Genomic DNA, 13,541 nt, shown 5'->3' on the forward strand with positions numbered 1-13,541 from the left:
ATCTGCCTACTTCTTCTCGACCGCCGGCATGTCGCCCCGCGTCGCAGCCCGCTCGGCGGCCGCGGGATCGACTGAGGGGGCGCCCGCCGCCGGGGTGCCGGGCACCGCGCCGGTGTCGGCCGCCTTCGCTTCCGGGCCGCCGGCCGTGTCGGCGGGCGCCGCTTCGGGCTTGGGCAGCGGATGCGGGCTGTCGCTCTGCTGGTTCAGATAGGCGATCACGTCGGCGCGGTCCGATCCCTTGGACAAGCCGGCGAACGTCATCTTGGTGCCGTCCGCGAACTTGCGCGGGCTCTGCAGCCATTTGTCGAGCGATTCGAAGTCCCAGGTGCCGCCCTTCGCCTTCAGCGCGTCGGAAAAGGCGAAGCCGCCCGCGCCCACCGCGATGCCTTCGCCGACCACGCCCCACAGGTTGGGGCCGACGCCGTTGGGGGCGCCCTTGCTGTCGTTATGGCAGGCCGCGCACTTCTGGAACACCTTGGCGCCGTTGGCCGGGTCGGCAGTCGCCAGCCGGTTCGCGATCGGCTCCTCGGCGGCCGCACCGCCGCCTTCGCCGGCCTCGGCCACGCCTTCGATCGGATAGCCCATCTTCTCCGGGCGCTCGGCATGGAAATACTCGCTGGACACGATACCAGCGCCCAGCGCCACGATACCGGCGCCCAATACCCAGCCGGCGATCGTGTTGTTGCGGTCGTTCATCCCAGATCCTCGAAAAGTCCCGGCCCGGACGCGGGCCTGCCCCTAAATCGCGCGCTTCCTTTAGGAACAGCCCGCGCGTCCCGCAAGTCGCGCGGGTTTCCTTGTCGGGCGAAAGACTCTAGGCGCGCCCCGGTCATGCAGAATTACCCCGAACCCGCGCGGCGCCTGGTCGCGGAGATGATCGCCGCGGCCGAGCGCGAGCCGGCGCGCGCGGTCGCCTTCCAGGGCGCGCCCGGCGCCAACTCGCACCGCGCGGTGATCGAGCAGTTTCCCGGCGGCCTTCCCTATCCCTGCTTCAGCTTCGAGGATGCGCTTGACGCGGTGAAGGAAGGGCGGGCCGGCCAGGCGATGATCCCGATCGAGAACTCGCTGCACGGGCGCGTCGCCGACATCCATTTCCTGCTGCCCGAATCGGGTCTCGCCATCGTCGGCGAGCATTTCCTGCCGATCGAGCCGTCGCTGATCGGCAAGGCCGGCCATCCCATTCGCGAAGTGATGAGCCACCCGCAGGCGCTGGGGCAGAGCCGCCACTGGCTGCGCACGCGGGGGCTGCGCCCGGTCGCTTATGCCGACACTGCCGCCGCCGTCGCCGCAGTCGCCGAGCTGCGGGACTGGGGTATCGCGGCGATCGCGCCCGCCTTCGCCGCCGAGCTGTACGGCCTCGACGTGCTGGAGGAGGGGATTGCCGACGAAGCGCACAACATGACGCGCTTCATGATCCTGGCGCGGGAGCAGCGCCGCCCCGAATCGGGCGACCGGATGACGACCTTCACGTTCGAGGTGAAGAACATCCCCGCCGCGCTGTACAAGGCGATGGGCGGCTTCGCGACCAACGGCGTCAACATGACGAAGCTGGAAAGCTATCAGCGCGGTGCCAGCTTCTCCGCCACCGAATTCTACGCCGATATCGAAGGTGCCCCCGGCGACCCCGCCGTCGACCGTGCGCTGGACGAGCTCAGGTTTCACTCGAAATGGGTGAACGTGCTTGGCGTCTACCAGCAGGCGAGAAAGCGCGGCTGAGTCCAGGGACGTGTCTCCGGATTACGCCGCCTGCTCCAGCCACCAGCGAAACAGCGTGTGCGCGATCGCGTAATGGGGCGGCGCCAGGAACGGCGCTCCCGGCGCGCCGGCCAGGGCGGCTTCGACCCCCGCGCGGTCGACCCAGAACGCATCTTCCAGTTCTGTCGTGTCGATCGTCAGCGCCGCCTCGTCGGCGGTCGCCATGCAGGCCATCATCAGCGACGATGGGAAGGGCCAGGGCTGGCTTACGACATAGCGCACGTCGCGAACCGTCAGCCCCGCTTCCTCGTGCAGCTCGCGCGCGACCGCTTCCTCGACCGACTCGCCCGGCTCGACGAAGCCAGCCAGCGCCGAATAGCGGCCGGGCGGATAGCGATATTGCCGCCCGACCAGCACCTTGTCGCCATGCTCGGCAAGCATGATCACGACCGGGTCGACGCGCGGAAAATGCTCGGCGCCGCAGCGGCCGCACTGCCGCCCCCAGCCGGCGCGGTGGATCACGGTGTCGCCATTGCCGCACTTGGCGCAGAAGCGGTGGCGCAAATGCCAGTCGATCAGGCTGCGCGCCCCGGCATAGGTCGAGGCTTCCTCCGGCGGCAGCAGGTCGAGCGTGCGGAAAATGCCCATCGAGCGCGTCGCGCCTTCGGGCATGCCATAGTCGAGCGCGGCGAAGTGCGGCCGCCCGTCGATCAGGCCAAGCAGCAGCAGTTCGGCCCCTTCGTCCGCCTCCGCCAGGCTTCCCCAGCTCAGCCGCCCGTCCTCGCCCAGCACCGGGTCGATGCCGTCGAGCCTCAGCAGCCGGGCCCGCCAGTCCGATACGGCGGTCATGAAAGCGTCGGGGTCGTTGCGGAGCCTGTCGGCGCGGTCGAGCGGCGAGCCCGTGAAGCCGGGCCTCAGCATGCGATGGCGGTCTCGGTCATCCGCTCCCTCAAGGCGAGCCGCGCGGCCTTGTCAAACAGCGTCGGCAGCCCGGCCTCACCGAGCCGCTCGATCGGCCACCATTCGCCGGCCGCCTCGTCGCGCCGCACCCGCGCGCAGGCGACGCTCAGGTCCAGCGAGAAGTGAGTGAAGACGTGGCGCACCGGCTCAGGCAGCAGCCGCCATTCGGCCGAGAGCGGCGCGTCGGCGAGGCTCGGCGCCGCGCCCCACGCGCCGGTCGGCAGCGCGCGCATGCCGCCGAGCAGCCCCTTGGCCGGCCGCGTCACCAGCAGCACGTGGCCGTCCGCCTCGGCCCAGTAGGCAAAGCCGCGCCGGTGTGGCCGCGCCGCCTTGGCCGGCCTGATCGGATAGGCCTCCTGCACGCCCAGCGCGAAGGCGCGGCAGTCGCTCCGCACCGGACAGATCGCGCAGGCGGGCCTCTTCGGCGTGCAGATGGTCGCCCCCAGGTCCATCATCGCCTGGGCATGGTCGCCGGGCCGCTCGGCCGGAGTCAGCGCCGCGGCCCGGGCGCGCACTGCCGGCTTGTTGTCCAGCGCGAACAGCCGCGACACCACCCGCTCGACATTGCCGTCGACGACCGCGGCCGGCTCGCCGAACGCGATCGCGGCAATCGCCCCGGCCGTATAGTCGCCGATACCGGGAAGCCTTCTCAGCTCGGCCGCGCTGCCGGGAAAGCGCCCGCCATGTTCGGCGACCAGCGTCCGTGCGCAGGCGAGCAGGTTGCGCGCGCGGCTGTAATAGCCAAGGCCGGCCCAGGCGGCCATCAGCTCGGCATTGTCGGCCGCGGCCAATGCCTCCACGCTCGGCCAGCGCGCGAGGAACCGCTCATAATAGGGCTTCACCGCCGCGACCGTCGTCTGCTGCAGCATCACTTCGGACAGCCAGACGCGATACGGGTCCGGCGGCGCCCCGCCGGGCGGGCTCCGCCACGGCAGCACGCGCGCGTGCCGGTCGTACCATTCGAGGAGTCGGGCAGCGATCACGCGCATCCCAATGGACGGTTCATGGGAGCTGTGGCAATGACCGGTGCGATGAGCGGTCGCAAGGCGAAGCAGGATGAAACCCCGCGCGGCGGGCGCGCGCGCTCGGTCGCCGAGTTGCTGCCCGATGCCGGCCGCGCTTCGTTCCGCAAGTTCGGTTTCGTCCAGCATTCGATCGTCAGCCGCTGGGCGGAGATCGTCGGCAGCCGCTACGCCGGCGTGTCGGCGCCCGAATCGATCCGCTTCCCGCAGGGCAAGCGCGCCAACGGTACGCTGACGCTGACCGTGTCGGGCGCGCATGCTCCGATGATGCAGCATGTGCTGCCGGAAATCGTCGAGCGGGTGAACCGCTTCTTCGGCTATCCGGCGGTCGAGCGCGTCGCGATCCGCCAGGGCATTGTAACCCGAGCAGCGCCGAAGCCGGCGCGCCCGGAGCTGAAGCCGGTGCCGGTGGAGCTCGGCGATTCGCTCCGCGCCGTCGGCGATCCGGAGCTGCGCGCGGTGCTCGAATCGCTCGCCCGCGGCATCGCCACCACCGAATCCATCCCCATTCTCGGGAGAGTGAAGGCGTGAAGCCGTTGAAAATCGCCGTCGCCGCGCTGGGCGCGCTGGCGCTCGCCGGCGCGGCCGCGGCGGTCGACTGGATCCACAAGGTGACGCAGACTCCGGCCGGCGCGTTCGTGCTCGGCAATCCGGCGGCGAAGACGCGGCTGGTCGAATATGTCAGCTACACCTGCCCGCACTGCGCGCACTTCACCGGCGAGGCGAGCGCGCCATTGCGCAAATATGTGGCCAGCGGCGGCACCGCGGTCGAGATCCGGCACGCCGTGCGTGACGCGGTCGACCTCACCGCTACTCTGCTCGCCCGCTGCACCGGCCCGGCGCGCTTCTTCGCCGTCCACGACAAATTGTTCGCCACGCAGCAGACCTGGTTCGAAGCGGCCGGCCGCTACATCGAGGCCAATCGCGACGCGCTCGACAAGGCGAAGCAGCCGCAGCAGCTGCAGATGGTCGCGAAGGGCGCCGGCCTGGGCTCGATCGTCGGCTTGAGCGACGCGCAGGTGAATGCCTGCCTGGCTGACACCGCCGCCGAACGGCCGGTGCTCGGGATGGCCGAGGAAGCATGGGGCATCCGCAAGATTCCGGGCACGCCCTATTTCATGATCAACGGCACTGGCGTCGATGCCACCACCAGCTGGGCGGCGCTGGAGCCGCACCTCAAACGGAACTGACGGAGACTGGAATGATCAAGGCCCATTTCCTGGCGCTGGGCGCCGCCGCGCTCGCGCTCGCCGCATGCGACAAGGCTGCCGATAATGCGACGGCGGCCGCGAACGCCTCCGGTGCCGCCGCGGCGGTGCCGCCGCCGGCCGGCAAGGACTGGACGCAGGTTGTCACCATCACGCCCGAGGGCGGCTTCCTGATGGGCAATCCCAATGCGAAGGTGAAGCTGATCGAATATCTGTCGCTCACCTGTCCGCACTGCAAGGAGTTCGAGGAAAAGGGCTTCCCCCCCTTGCGTGACCAATATGTGAAGAAGGGCACGGTCAGCCTCGAGGTCCGCAACTATGTCCGCGATTTCGTGGACATGACCGCGACGCTGGTCAGCCGCTGCGGCGGGGCCGATCCCTATTTCCCGATGACCCAGCAGATCATGGAGCAGCAGAACGAGATTTTCGAGAAGCTCCAGAACGTGCCCCCCGCCGAGCAGCAGCGGCTCCAGGGCCTGACCCCTGCCGAGCAGTTCAAGGCGGTCGCATCCCTGATCGGCATCGACCAGTTTGCGAAACAGCGCGGCATTACCCAGGCGAAGCTCGACGCGTGCCTCAGCGACAAGGCCGCGGTCGATAAGCTGGTCGACATGCAGCAGAAGGCGAACACGATGCAGATCCCCGGCACGCCGGCCTTCTTCCTCAACGGCACGATGCTGCAGAATGTCGGCACCTGGGAGCAGCTGGAGCCGGAGCTGAAGGCGGCGGGGGCGTAGCCACAACCACTGGACTCATTTCCGCCTCCGTCCGCCTAAATCTTGGGGATAAGGGGCCTCGCGCCCCTTCCTCGCGCGCACGTGCGCGATAAAGTCGGGGCCGGAGGAGAACGCCAGTTGCGGTTCAAGCGGCTGAAGCTCAGCGGCTTCAAGAGCTTCGTCGATCCGACCGAGTTGCGGATCGAGCCGGGGCTGACCGGCGTCGTCGGCCCGAATGGCTGCGGCAAGTCCAACCTGCTGGAAGCCTTGCGTTGGGTGATGGGCGAAGGCTCGGCCAAGTCACTGCGCGGCGGCGGTATGGAAGACGTGATCTTCGCCGGCACGGCCCAGCGTCCGGCGCGCGACTTCGCCGAAGTGCAATTGCTCGCGGAGACGGCCGACAATGACGATGGCGAGATCGAGGTCGTCCGCCGGATCGAGCGCGGCGCCGGCTCCGCCTATCGGCTGAACGGCCGTGACGTGCGCGCCAAGGACGTCGCGCTGCTGTTCGCCGATGCCGCGACCGGCGCCCATTCGCCGGCGCTCGTCAGCCAGGGGCGGATCAGCGCGGTCATCGCCGCCAGGCCGACCGAGCGCCGCGCGATGCTGGAGGAAGCGGCGGGCATCGCCGGCCTCCATGTTCGCCGCAAGGACGCCGAGCAGAAGCTCCGCGCGACCGAGGCGAATCTGGCCCGGCTGGGCGAGCTGATCGGCGACATGGAGACGCGTTCCGGCCAGCTGAAGCGGCAGGCCCGCGCGGCCGAGCGCTACCGGGCGATCTCCGCCGAGATCAAGGTCGCCGAGGCGCGGCTGATCTTCGCCCGCTGGCGCGAGGCCGCGCAGGCGGCGGACGCCGCGAAGAAGGAAGCCGCCGCAGCCGATGAACGGGTCCACCAGCTCGCCGAGGCCCAGCGCGCCGCCGCCGCGTGGAATGCCGAGGCGACGAAGAAGCTCGGCCACGCCCGCGCCGCCGCTCAGGCTGCCCGCGATCGGGCGAGCGAGGCCGGGCACAAGCTCGCGACCGCGCGCGCGGAGCTGACGTCGGCCGAACGGCGGCTTGAGGAACTCGCCCAGGCGCGCGAGCGGCTCGCGTCCGATCGCGAACGTGAAGGTGCGCTGGCAAACGACGCCGCCGAGGCGATCGCGCGCCTTACGGCCGAGGCGAGGGCATTGGAATTACGCATCGCTGCGGCGGAAGCGGGTCGGCCCGCCCTCGCGGCGGAGCTGGCGGGCGCCGAAAGCGCGGCGCGCGATGCCGAGGTGGCGCTGGCCCAGGCCTTGTCGGCGCAGGCGCGCGAGCAGGCCGAGGCGCAGATCGCCCGCTCCGCCGCAAGCGCCGCCCAGGCGCGTCTCGCCCGCGCCCAGGCCGAGCTGGCCCGCGTCGAGGCCGACATCGCGCAGCTGGGTGGCGGCACCGATCTTGCGGCTGCCCGCGAGGAAGCGGCCTCCCGCCGTGGCGTGGCGGAGCAGGCTGCTGCCGCCGCCGCCCAGGCGATCGAGCGCGGCGAATCGGAGCGGGCCGAAGCCGCCGCCGAACGCGAGCGCGCCGAGGCCGAGCTCGCCTCCGCCCGCGCCGTTCTCGCCGCGCTGCAAAGCGAAACGGCGGCGCTCGACAAGGCGCTGCAGCGCGCGTCGGGCGATCGGCTGATCGATCATGTCCGCGCCGCGCCCGGCTATGAACGCGCGCTCGCGGCGGCGTTTGGCGACGAACTGGAGACGGCGCTGGCGAGCTGGGCGGAGGTCGCGCCCGATCAGGCGATCGCGGGCAGCCTCGCCGCCCATGTCACCGCCCCGGCGGCGCTCGCGCGGCGGCTCGCGCAGATTGCGGTCGCTGAGGCCGACGACGGACGCGCTCTCGCTCCGGGCCAGCAGCTCGTCACGCTGGCTGGCGCGATGCGGCGCTGGGACGGCTTTGTCGCGGCGGATGCCGGTGCTGCCGCGGCCGAACGGCTGATCCGCGCCAACCGGCTCGATGCGCTCCGCGCCACGCTGCCCGCTACGGAAGCGGTGGTGGCGCAGGCACAGGGAGCGATGGATGCGGCGTCGACTCGCCTCGCCGCTGCCCGCGCCGCTGCCGAGGACGCGCGGCGCGCCTTGGGCCAGGCTGAGGCCGACGCGCGCACTGCGCGGCGCGAGGAGGATTCCGCCGAGGCCGCGATCGAGCGCTTCACGGCGCGCAGGGCGGAGCTGGCGAGCAGGCACGAACGCGCGGCCGGCGAGCGCGACGAAGCTGCGCGCGAGGCGGAAGAGGCGAATGCGCGATCGGCCGCTTTGCCCGACGGTGCCGCCACCGCCCAGCTCGTCGCTTCCCTGTCTGCGCAAAACGAAGCCGCACGCGCGGCGGTATCGGAGAAGCGTGCGCTCGCGGCGACGCTTGAGCGCTCGATCGCGGCCGACCGCGAGCGGCAGGTCGCGGCGCAGGCTGAGGTCAAGGGCTGGCGCGCGCGCGCCGGCGAGGCGGCGAAGCGGATCGAGGAGATGGGCCGCCGCGAGCGCGCGGCCGAGGCCGAGCTTGCCGCGCTGACCGGCGCGCCAGGCGCGCTGCGCCAGGAGATCGCGGCGCTCGAATCACGTCAGGCCGAAGCGCGCGCCGAGGCCGAGTCGCTTGCCGCCGACGAGCGCGCGGCGGAGGCCGGCGTGCGTGAAGGCGAGGCAACCCTCGCTCATGCCGGCGAAGCTCTGGCACAGGCGCGCGAGCTCCGCGCCGGCGCCGCCGCCCGCGCCGAAGCCGCCGATACGCGGCGCGTGGAAATGGGCCGCGTCTCTGGTGAGCGGTTCGAATGCCCGCCGCCGGTGCTGCCGGAGCGGGTCGGTTTCGCGTCGGCCGAAGTCTGCGACCCGGCCGAAGAATCGGCGCGCCACGACAAGCTGAACCTCGATCGCGAGCGGCTGGGCCCGGTCAATCTCGTCGCCGAGCAGGAATTGCGCGAGCTGGAGACCGAGCTCGAGCGTTCGATTGCCGAGCGTGACGAGCTGGCCCAGGCAGTCAACCGCCTGCGCGGCTCGATCGGCAGCCTGAACCGCGAAGGCCGCACGCGCCTGCTCGCCGCCTTCGAAGAAGTCGACCGTCAATTCCGCCGCTTGTTCTCCCGCCTGTTCGAAGGCGGCGAAGCCTATCTGCAGCTTGTCGATTCGGACGATCCGCTCGAAGCGGGGCTGGAGATCATGGCGCAGCCGCCGGGCAAGAAGCTCGGCAGCCTTACCCTCCTGTCCGGCGGCGAGCAGGCGCTGACCGCGGTCGCGCTGATCTTCGGCCTGTTTCTGACCAACCCGGCGCCGATCTGCGTGCTCGACGAAGTCGATGCGCCGCTCGACGATGCCAATATCGAGCGCTTCTGCGACCTGCTCGACACGATGGTGACGGAAACCGACACCCGCTACCTGATCGTCACCCATAATGCGGTGACGATGAGCCGCATGCACCGCCTGTTCGGCGTGACGATGGTCGAACGGGGCGTCAGCCGCTTGGTCTCGGTCGACCTGGGCGGCGCAGAGCAGCTGCTGGCGGCGGAGTAAGGAATGTCAACGGAGGTGTAGATGGCCCAAATCTCCTTCCTCCTCTTTCCTCAGGTCACGCAGCTCGACCTAACCGGCCCGGCGCAGGTGCTGTCGCGCATGCCAGACGCAAAGATTGCGCTGGTCGCGAAGACGCTGGAGCCGGTGCCGACCGACGCTGGCTTCGCGCTGTTGCCGACCGCGACCTTCGAGTCCGCCGCCCCGCCGGACATCCTCTGCGTTCCCGGCGGGTTCGGCGTCACCGGCGCGATGGAGAACGAGGCGACGCTCGCCTGGCTGCGCCGCGCGGCCGAGGGCGCGGCGTGGGTGACCAGCGTCTGCACCGGCGTGCTGGTGCTGGGCGCGGCCGGGCTGCTCCGCGGCTATCGCGCGACCACGCATTGGGCCAGCCATGAATATCTGGCAGCGTTCGGCGCGATTCCGGTGAAGGAGCGGGTGGTGTTCGATCGCAACCGCGTCACCGGCGGCGGCGTGACGGCCGGCATCGATTTCGGCCTGGCGCTGGTCGCCGCGATCGAAGGCGAGGACTATGCGCGCTTCGTGCAGCTCAGCCTGGAGTATGATCCGGCGCCGCCACTCGATTCGGGGTCGCCCGGCAAGGCCGATGCGGCGACGCTGGAGCGCTATCGCGCGATGGTGGCGAAGTCCGCGTCAGATCGACCGGCGCGCTACCGCGCCGCCGCGGAGCGGCTGAACCGACCACCATCATCATCCCGGCCTTGATCCGGGACCTGCCTGCTTCTGGCGAAGAAGGGCGGCCCCGGCTCAAGACCGGGTGACGGGTTGATCAAGACTGCAGCGGAACCAGATTCACTGCGGCGTATTTGCCGCGGCGGTCCACTTCCAGCTCGAATTCGAGCCGGTCGCCTTCGTTCAGGCTCGGCATGCCGGCCCGCTCGACGGCGGAGATGTGGACGAACGCGTCCGGCTGTCCGTCGTCGCGCTGGATGAAACCGAAGCCCTTCATCGCGTTGAAGAACTTGACCGTGCCGCTGGCCTTTTCGCCGGTCAGCTGCCGCTGCGGGCCACCGCCGCGATCCTCGCGCGCGCCGCCGCCGCCGCCCGTCACCGGGAGCGGTTCGCCCTCGATCTTCAGGTCGGTGGCCGAGACGCGGCCGCCGCGATCGACCAGGGTGAAGCCGAGCGGCTGCCCTTCGGCGAGCCCGGTCAGACCGGCGCGCTCGACGGCGGAGATGTGGACGAACACGTCCTCCCCGCCATCGTCGCGCACGACAAAGCCGAAGCCCTTCTGCGCGTTGAAGAATTTCACGACGCCGGTGCCTTCGCCGATCACCTGCTGGGGCATGCCGCCGCCGCGCGGGCCGCCGAAGCCCCCGCCACCGCCGCCGCCGAAGCCGCCACCGCGCGGGCCACCGAAGCCGCCGCCACCGCCGAAGCGGTCACCGCCGCCGAAGCCGCCGCCATAGCGGCCGCCGCCGGATTCGCTGTAGCCGCCGTAATTCTCGTCACCGAAACCGTCGCGCTTGTCTTTGCCGCCGCCGCGCTGACCCCGTCGTCCTCTATCGAAACCCATTCTTGCCTTCCGGTCGCCCACCTGTACTCTCGAACCTCGCACGCCGGGCGCGCACGCCAAGTCCTTGAGACGCATACCCCATAGTCGCGTCCACGATTCGTCATAGCCGAGTTTGGACAATCGGGCGAACGAAATAATCCACAGCCTGGGTCAATAGCTGCTTCGCCATTGAGCGTTCACGCCGGTCCGCCTATGCCCTGACGCGATATGGCCGTTCATTTCCATGAAGAAGACTTGCCCGCCGGTGCGCTCGCCGACGGCCCGGTCGCCGTCGATACCGAAACAATGGGTCTCCAATCGCACCGCGACCGGCTCTGCCTGGTGCAGATTTCCGACGGGCGCGGCGACGAGCATCTGGTCCGTTTCGGCCCCGGCAGCCGCTACGACGCGCCGAACCTGAAGGCGGCGCTCGCCGATCCGGCCAGGCTGAAGCTCTACCATTTCGCGCGTTTCGACCTGGCCGCGATCCAGCTCTATCTCGGCATCACCGCGGCGCCGGTCTATTGCACGAAGATCGCGTCCCGGCTGGTCAGGACCTATACCGACCGCCACGGGTTGAAGGACCTGGTGCGCGAATTGCTCGGCCAGGAAATCTCGAAGCAGCAGCAAAGCTCCGATTGGGGCGGGCCGGTGCTGTCCGACGCGCAGAAGGACTATGCGGCCTCGGACGTGCGCTACCTCCACGCGCTGCGGGACGAGCTCGACCGCCGGCTGGCGCGCGAAGGGCGGACGGAGCTGGCCCAGGCCTGCTTCGATTTCCTGCCCGCCCGCGCGAAGCTGGACCTGGCGGGCTGGCCGGAGGTCGACATCTTCGCCCATGTCTGAAGCGGCGATCCGCTCGCGCGACGCGCGCATGCGCTGGGCGATGCCCGGCAGCAGCCATGATCGCGTGATCCGCTGGCTGCGCATGCTGCTTCCGATGGGAATCGGCGCGCTGGTGGCGTTCATGTCGATCGCGCCGATGACGATCGCCGGCGACATGAGCTTCGTTCTCGACAAGAACAAGGTGCAGGTCGCCAGGGAAAGGCTGCGCGTCACCGAAGCGCTGTACCGGGGCGAGGATTCAAAGGGCCAGCCGTTCGCGCTGCACGCGGGGTCGGCCGTCCAGGCGACGTCGAAAGAGCCGATCGTGCGCATGCAGGACCTATCCGCCAGCCTTGCGATGCGCGACGGGCCGGCGATGCTCCGCGCCGACCGCGCTCGCTACGACATGGACAAAGAACAGGTGCAGGTCGAAGGACCGGTCACCTACCAGTCGGCCGACGGCTACCGGCTGGTCACGCGCGACGTCGATGTCGACTTGAAGACTCGGACCATGGCCAGCCAGGGCCCGGTCGAAGGGCGGATGCCGCTCGGCACGTTCAGCGGCGGGCATATTTCCGCCAACCTGCCGGAGCGGGTGGTGCGGCTGACTGGCGGGGCGCGCTTGCACATCGTCCAGGGAGCCGCCAGAGGAACCCGATGATCCGGCGGCTGATCCTGGGAAGCATCTTCGGCGGCGCAATGGCGCTGGCGGCGCCGCTCGTCGCCCAGGCGCTGCGCAGTCACAACACCAACGCGCCGGTGGACGTCACCGCCGATCGGATCGAGGTGCAGGACCGCGCCGATCGCGCGATCTTCGCCGGCAACGTGCACGTGACCCAGGCGGAGCTGACGCTCGATGCCGCTCGCGTCACGGTTGCCTATGACCGGTCGGGCGGCAACACCCAGATCGACCGGGTCGACGCCGCCGGCGGCGTCACCGTCAAGTCGCCATCCGAAACCGCGCGCGGCCAATTCGCGGTCTATGACCTGAACCGCCGGCTGATCACGATGACCGGCGGCGTCGTGCTGAACCAGGGGCCAAACACGGTCCGCGGCGGGCGGCTGGTGATCGACCTCGACAGTGGCCGCGCCGTGGTCGATGGCTCGGCGGTCGGCGGCGCGCCTGGCACGCGCGGCCAGGGCGGCCGCGTCACCGGGCGCTTCTCGGTGCCGCAGCGCAAGGGCGGCTAGGGGCAGCGGCGCCACGCTTCGTCGCATTGTCATGCACGAACCTTGCCAAATGCCTCTTGTTTACCGATCAATAACCCTGATCTGCGAGCAGCCGGAGCCGGCATGAACGACGTCGTTACCTTGACCGCGCCCATCGCGCCCAGCCCGGAGCCGGAGGTCGGCGCCGGGCTCGCCGTCGTGTCGATCGCGAAATCCTACGACAAGCGCGTGGTGCTGTCGGACGTGTCGCTCGCCGTCGGCCGCGGCGAAGTGGTCGGCCTGCTCGGCCCCAACGGCGCCGGCAAGACGACCTGCTTCTATTCGGTGATGGGGCTGGTGAAGCCCGATTCGGGCCGGATCATGCTCGACGGGCTCGATATCACCGGCCTTCCCATGTACCGCCGCGCGATCCTGGGGCTCGGCTATCTGCCGCAGGAAACCTCGATCTTCCGCGGCCTCACGGTCGAAAAGAACATCCTCGCGGTGCTGGAGCTCGCCGAGCCCGACCGCGCGGCGCGGGCGGACCGGCTCGAGCAACTGCTCGACGAATTCGGCCTGACGCGCCTCCGCGCCTCGCCGGCCATGGGCCTTTCGGGCGGCGAGCGGCGCCGCTGCGAAATCGCGCGCGCGCTCGCCGCCAATCCGTCGATCATCCTGATGGACGAGCCGTTCGCCGGCATCGACCCGATCTCGATCTCCGACATCCGTGACCTGATCTGCCAGCTGAAGAAGCGCGGCATCGGCGTGCTGATCACCGACCACAATGTCCGCGAGACGCTGGACATCGTCGACCGCGCCTGCATCATCTACGACGGCCGCGTGCTGTTCGCCGGCAGCCCGGAAGCGCTGGTCGCCGACGAGAATGTCCGCCGCCTCTATCTCGGCGAGCATTTCGAGCTGTGACGCTCGCCCTTTC

Annotated in this window: 14 protein-coding genes; 10 read left to right on the forward strand and 4 right to left on the reverse strand. The window is 70.1% G+C overall.

Annotated elements, in window-relative coordinates:
* Positions 1 to 6 precede the first annotated feature (6 nt).
* Positions 7 to 696, reverse strand: a complete 690-nt coding sequence (locus GON01_RS12855) for a c-type cytochrome (RefSeq protein ID WP_157027790.1) — start codon at positions 694 to 696, stop codon at positions 7 to 9.
* 135 nt (positions 697 to 831) lie between these two features.
* Here GON01_RS12855 and GON01_RS12860 point away from each other — a divergent pair, with 135 nt between their 5' ends.
* Complete coding sequence (locus tag GON01_RS12860) at positions 832 to 1,716, forward strand: prephenate dehydratase (protein WP_157027791.1); 885 nt, start codon at positions 832 to 834, stop codon at positions 1,714 to 1,716.
* Positions 1,717 to 1,737: 21 nt separating this feature from the next.
* Here GON01_RS12860 and nudC read toward each other — a convergent pair whose 3' ends face one another.
* Positions 1,738 to 2,616 carry an NAD(+) diphosphatase gene (gene nudC / locus GON01_RS12865; RefSeq protein ID WP_157027792.1) on the reverse strand — a complete coding sequence of 293 codons (879 nt, stop codon included), beginning with the start codon at positions 2,614 to 2,616 and terminating at the stop codon, positions 1,738 to 1,740.
* The gene (gene mutY / locus GON01_RS12870) at positions 2,610 to 3,644 is read right to left on the reverse strand and encodes an A/G-specific adenine glycosylase (RefSeq protein ID WP_157027793.1); all 1,035 of its coding nucleotides are present in this window, start codon (positions 3,642 to 3,644) and stop codon (positions 2,610 to 2,612) included. Before mutY ends, nudC begins: the two co-directional genes overlap by 7 nt.
* Positions 3,645 to 3,686: 42 nt before the next feature.
* Between mutY and GON01_RS12875 the strand changes: the two genes are divergently transcribed.
* From GON01_RS12875 to GON01_RS12895, 5 genes are all read left to right on the forward strand, one after another.
* Positions 3,687 to 4,208 carry a DUF721 domain-containing protein gene (locus GON01_RS12875; RefSeq protein ID WP_232328846.1) on the forward strand — a complete coding sequence of 174 codons (522 nt, stop codon included), beginning with the start codon at positions 3,687 to 3,689 and terminating at the stop codon, positions 4,206 to 4,208.
* Entirely contained in the window at positions 4,205 to 4,867 is a 663-nt protein-coding gene (locus GON01_RS12880; RefSeq protein ID WP_181599963.1) for a thioredoxin domain-containing protein, read from the forward strand. The genes GON01_RS12875 and GON01_RS12880 overlap by 4 nt, the downstream gene beginning before the upstream one ends.
* Before the next feature lie 11 nt (positions 4,868 to 4,878).
* Positions 4,879 to 5,622: a DsbA family protein gene (locus GON01_RS12885; RefSeq protein ID WP_181599964.1), complete on the forward strand. Its 744-nt coding sequence runs from the start codon at positions 4,879 to 4,881 to the stop codon at positions 5,620 to 5,622.
* 117 nt (positions 5,623 to 5,739) lie between these two features.
* Positions 5,740 to 9,117: a chromosome segregation SMC family protein gene (locus tag GON01_RS12890; RefSeq protein ID WP_157027797.1), complete on the forward strand. Its 3,378-nt coding sequence runs from the start codon at positions 5,740 to 5,742 to the stop codon at positions 9,115 to 9,117.
* Between the two features lie 21 nt (positions 9,118 to 9,138).
* Entirely contained in the window at positions 9,139 to 9,840 is a 702-nt protein-coding gene (locus GON01_RS12895; RefSeq protein ID WP_157027798.1) for a DJ-1/PfpI family protein, read from the forward strand.
* 64 nt (positions 9,841 to 9,904) lie between these two features.
* Here the strand turns inward: GON01_RS12895 and GON01_RS17245 are convergent, their stop codons facing one another.
* Entirely contained in the window at positions 9,905 to 10,651 is a 747-nt protein-coding gene (locus tag GON01_RS17245; protein ID WP_157027799.1) for a cold-shock protein, read from the reverse strand.
* Positions 10,652 to 10,858: 207 nt separating this feature from the next.
* On the opposite strand from GON01_RS17245, the gene GON01_RS12905 reads away from it, so the two are divergent.
* The 4 genes from GON01_RS12905 (at position 10,859) to lptB (ending at position 13,528) form a co-directional block, all read left to right on the forward strand.
* A complete protein-coding gene (locus tag GON01_RS12905; protein ID WP_157027800.1) occupies positions 10,859 to 11,476 on the forward strand; it encodes a ribonuclease D in 618 nt (205 codons plus the stop codon).
* Positions 11,469 to 12,116 carry an LPS export ABC transporter periplasmic protein LptC gene (gene lptC, locus GON01_RS12910; protein ID WP_157027801.1) on the forward strand — a complete coding sequence of 216 codons (648 nt, stop codon included), beginning with the start codon at positions 11,469 to 11,471 and terminating at the stop codon, positions 12,114 to 12,116. The genes GON01_RS12905 and lptC overlap by 8 nt, the downstream gene beginning before the upstream one ends.
* Positions 12,113 to 12,646 (forward strand): LptA/OstA family protein, encoded by a 534-nt coding sequence (locus GON01_RS12915; RefSeq protein WP_157027802.1) that lies wholly within the window; start codon positions 12,113 to 12,115, stop codon positions 12,644 to 12,646. Before lptC ends, GON01_RS12915 begins: the two co-directional genes overlap by 4 nt.
* A 102-nt stretch (positions 12,647 to 12,748) precedes the next feature.
* Positions 12,749 to 13,528 (forward strand): LPS export ABC transporter ATP-binding protein, encoded by a 780-nt coding sequence (gene lptB, locus GON01_RS12920; protein ID WP_157027803.1) that lies wholly within the window; start codon positions 12,749 to 12,751, stop codon positions 13,526 to 13,528.
* The last annotated feature ends 13 nt before the right edge of the window (positions 13,529 to 13,541 follow it).

This window comes from Sphingomonas horti, assembly GCF_009753715.1.
Taxonomy (GTDB): Bacteria; Pseudomonadota; Alphaproteobacteria; order Sphingomonadales; family Sphingomonadaceae; genus Sphingomonas_B; species Sphingomonas_B horti.

What these genes read in the sequence shown, in the direction of transcription:
- GON01_RS12915 (WP_157027802.1), top strand. Translation starts at nt 12,113, where the DNA reads ATGATCCGGCGGCTGATCCTGGGAAGCATCTTCGGCGGCGCAATGGCG.
- lptB (WP_157027803.1), top strand. Translation starts at nt 12,749, where the DNA reads ATGAACGACGTCGTTACCTTGACCGCGCCCATCGCGCCCAGCCCGGAG.
- nudC (WP_157027792.1), bottom strand. Translation starts at nt 2,616, where the DNA reads ATGCTGAGGCCCGGCTTCACGGGCTCGCCGCTCGACCGCGCCGACAGG.
- GON01_RS12885 (WP_181599964.1), top strand. Translation starts at nt 4,879, where the DNA reads ATGATCAAGGCCCATTTCCTGGCGCTGGGCGCCGCCGCGCTCGCGCTC.
- mutY (WP_157027793.1), bottom strand. Translation starts at nt 3,644, where the DNA reads ATGCGCGTGATCGCTGCCCGACTCCTCGAATGGTACGACCGGCACGCG.
- GON01_RS17245 (WP_157027799.1), bottom strand. Translation starts at nt 10,651, where the DNA reads ATGGGTTTCGATAGAGGACGACGGGGTCAGCGCGGCGGCGGCAAAGAC.
- GON01_RS12855 (WP_157027790.1), bottom strand. Translation starts at nt 696, where the DNA reads ATGAACGACCGCAACAACACGATCGCCGGCTGGGTATTGGGCGCCGGT.
- GON01_RS12905 (WP_157027800.1), top strand. Translation starts at nt 10,859, where the DNA reads ATGGCCGTTCATTTCCATGAAGAAGACTTGCCCGCCGGTGCGCTCGCC.
- GON01_RS12895 (WP_157027798.1), top strand. Translation starts at nt 9,139, where the DNA reads ATGGCCCAAATCTCCTTCCTCCTCTTTCCTCAGGTCACGCAGCTCGAC.
- GON01_RS12860 (WP_157027791.1), top strand. Translation starts at nt 832, where the DNA reads ATGCAGAATTACCCCGAACCCGCGCGGCGCCTGGTCGCGGAGATGATC.
- GON01_RS12875 (WP_232328846.1), top strand. Translation starts at nt 3,687, where the DNA reads ATGAGCGGTCGCAAGGCGAAGCAGGATGAAACCCCGCGCGGCGGGCGC.
- lptC (WP_157027801.1), top strand. Translation starts at nt 11,469, where the DNA reads ATGTCTGAAGCGGCGATCCGCTCGCGCGACGCGCGCATGCGCTGGGCG.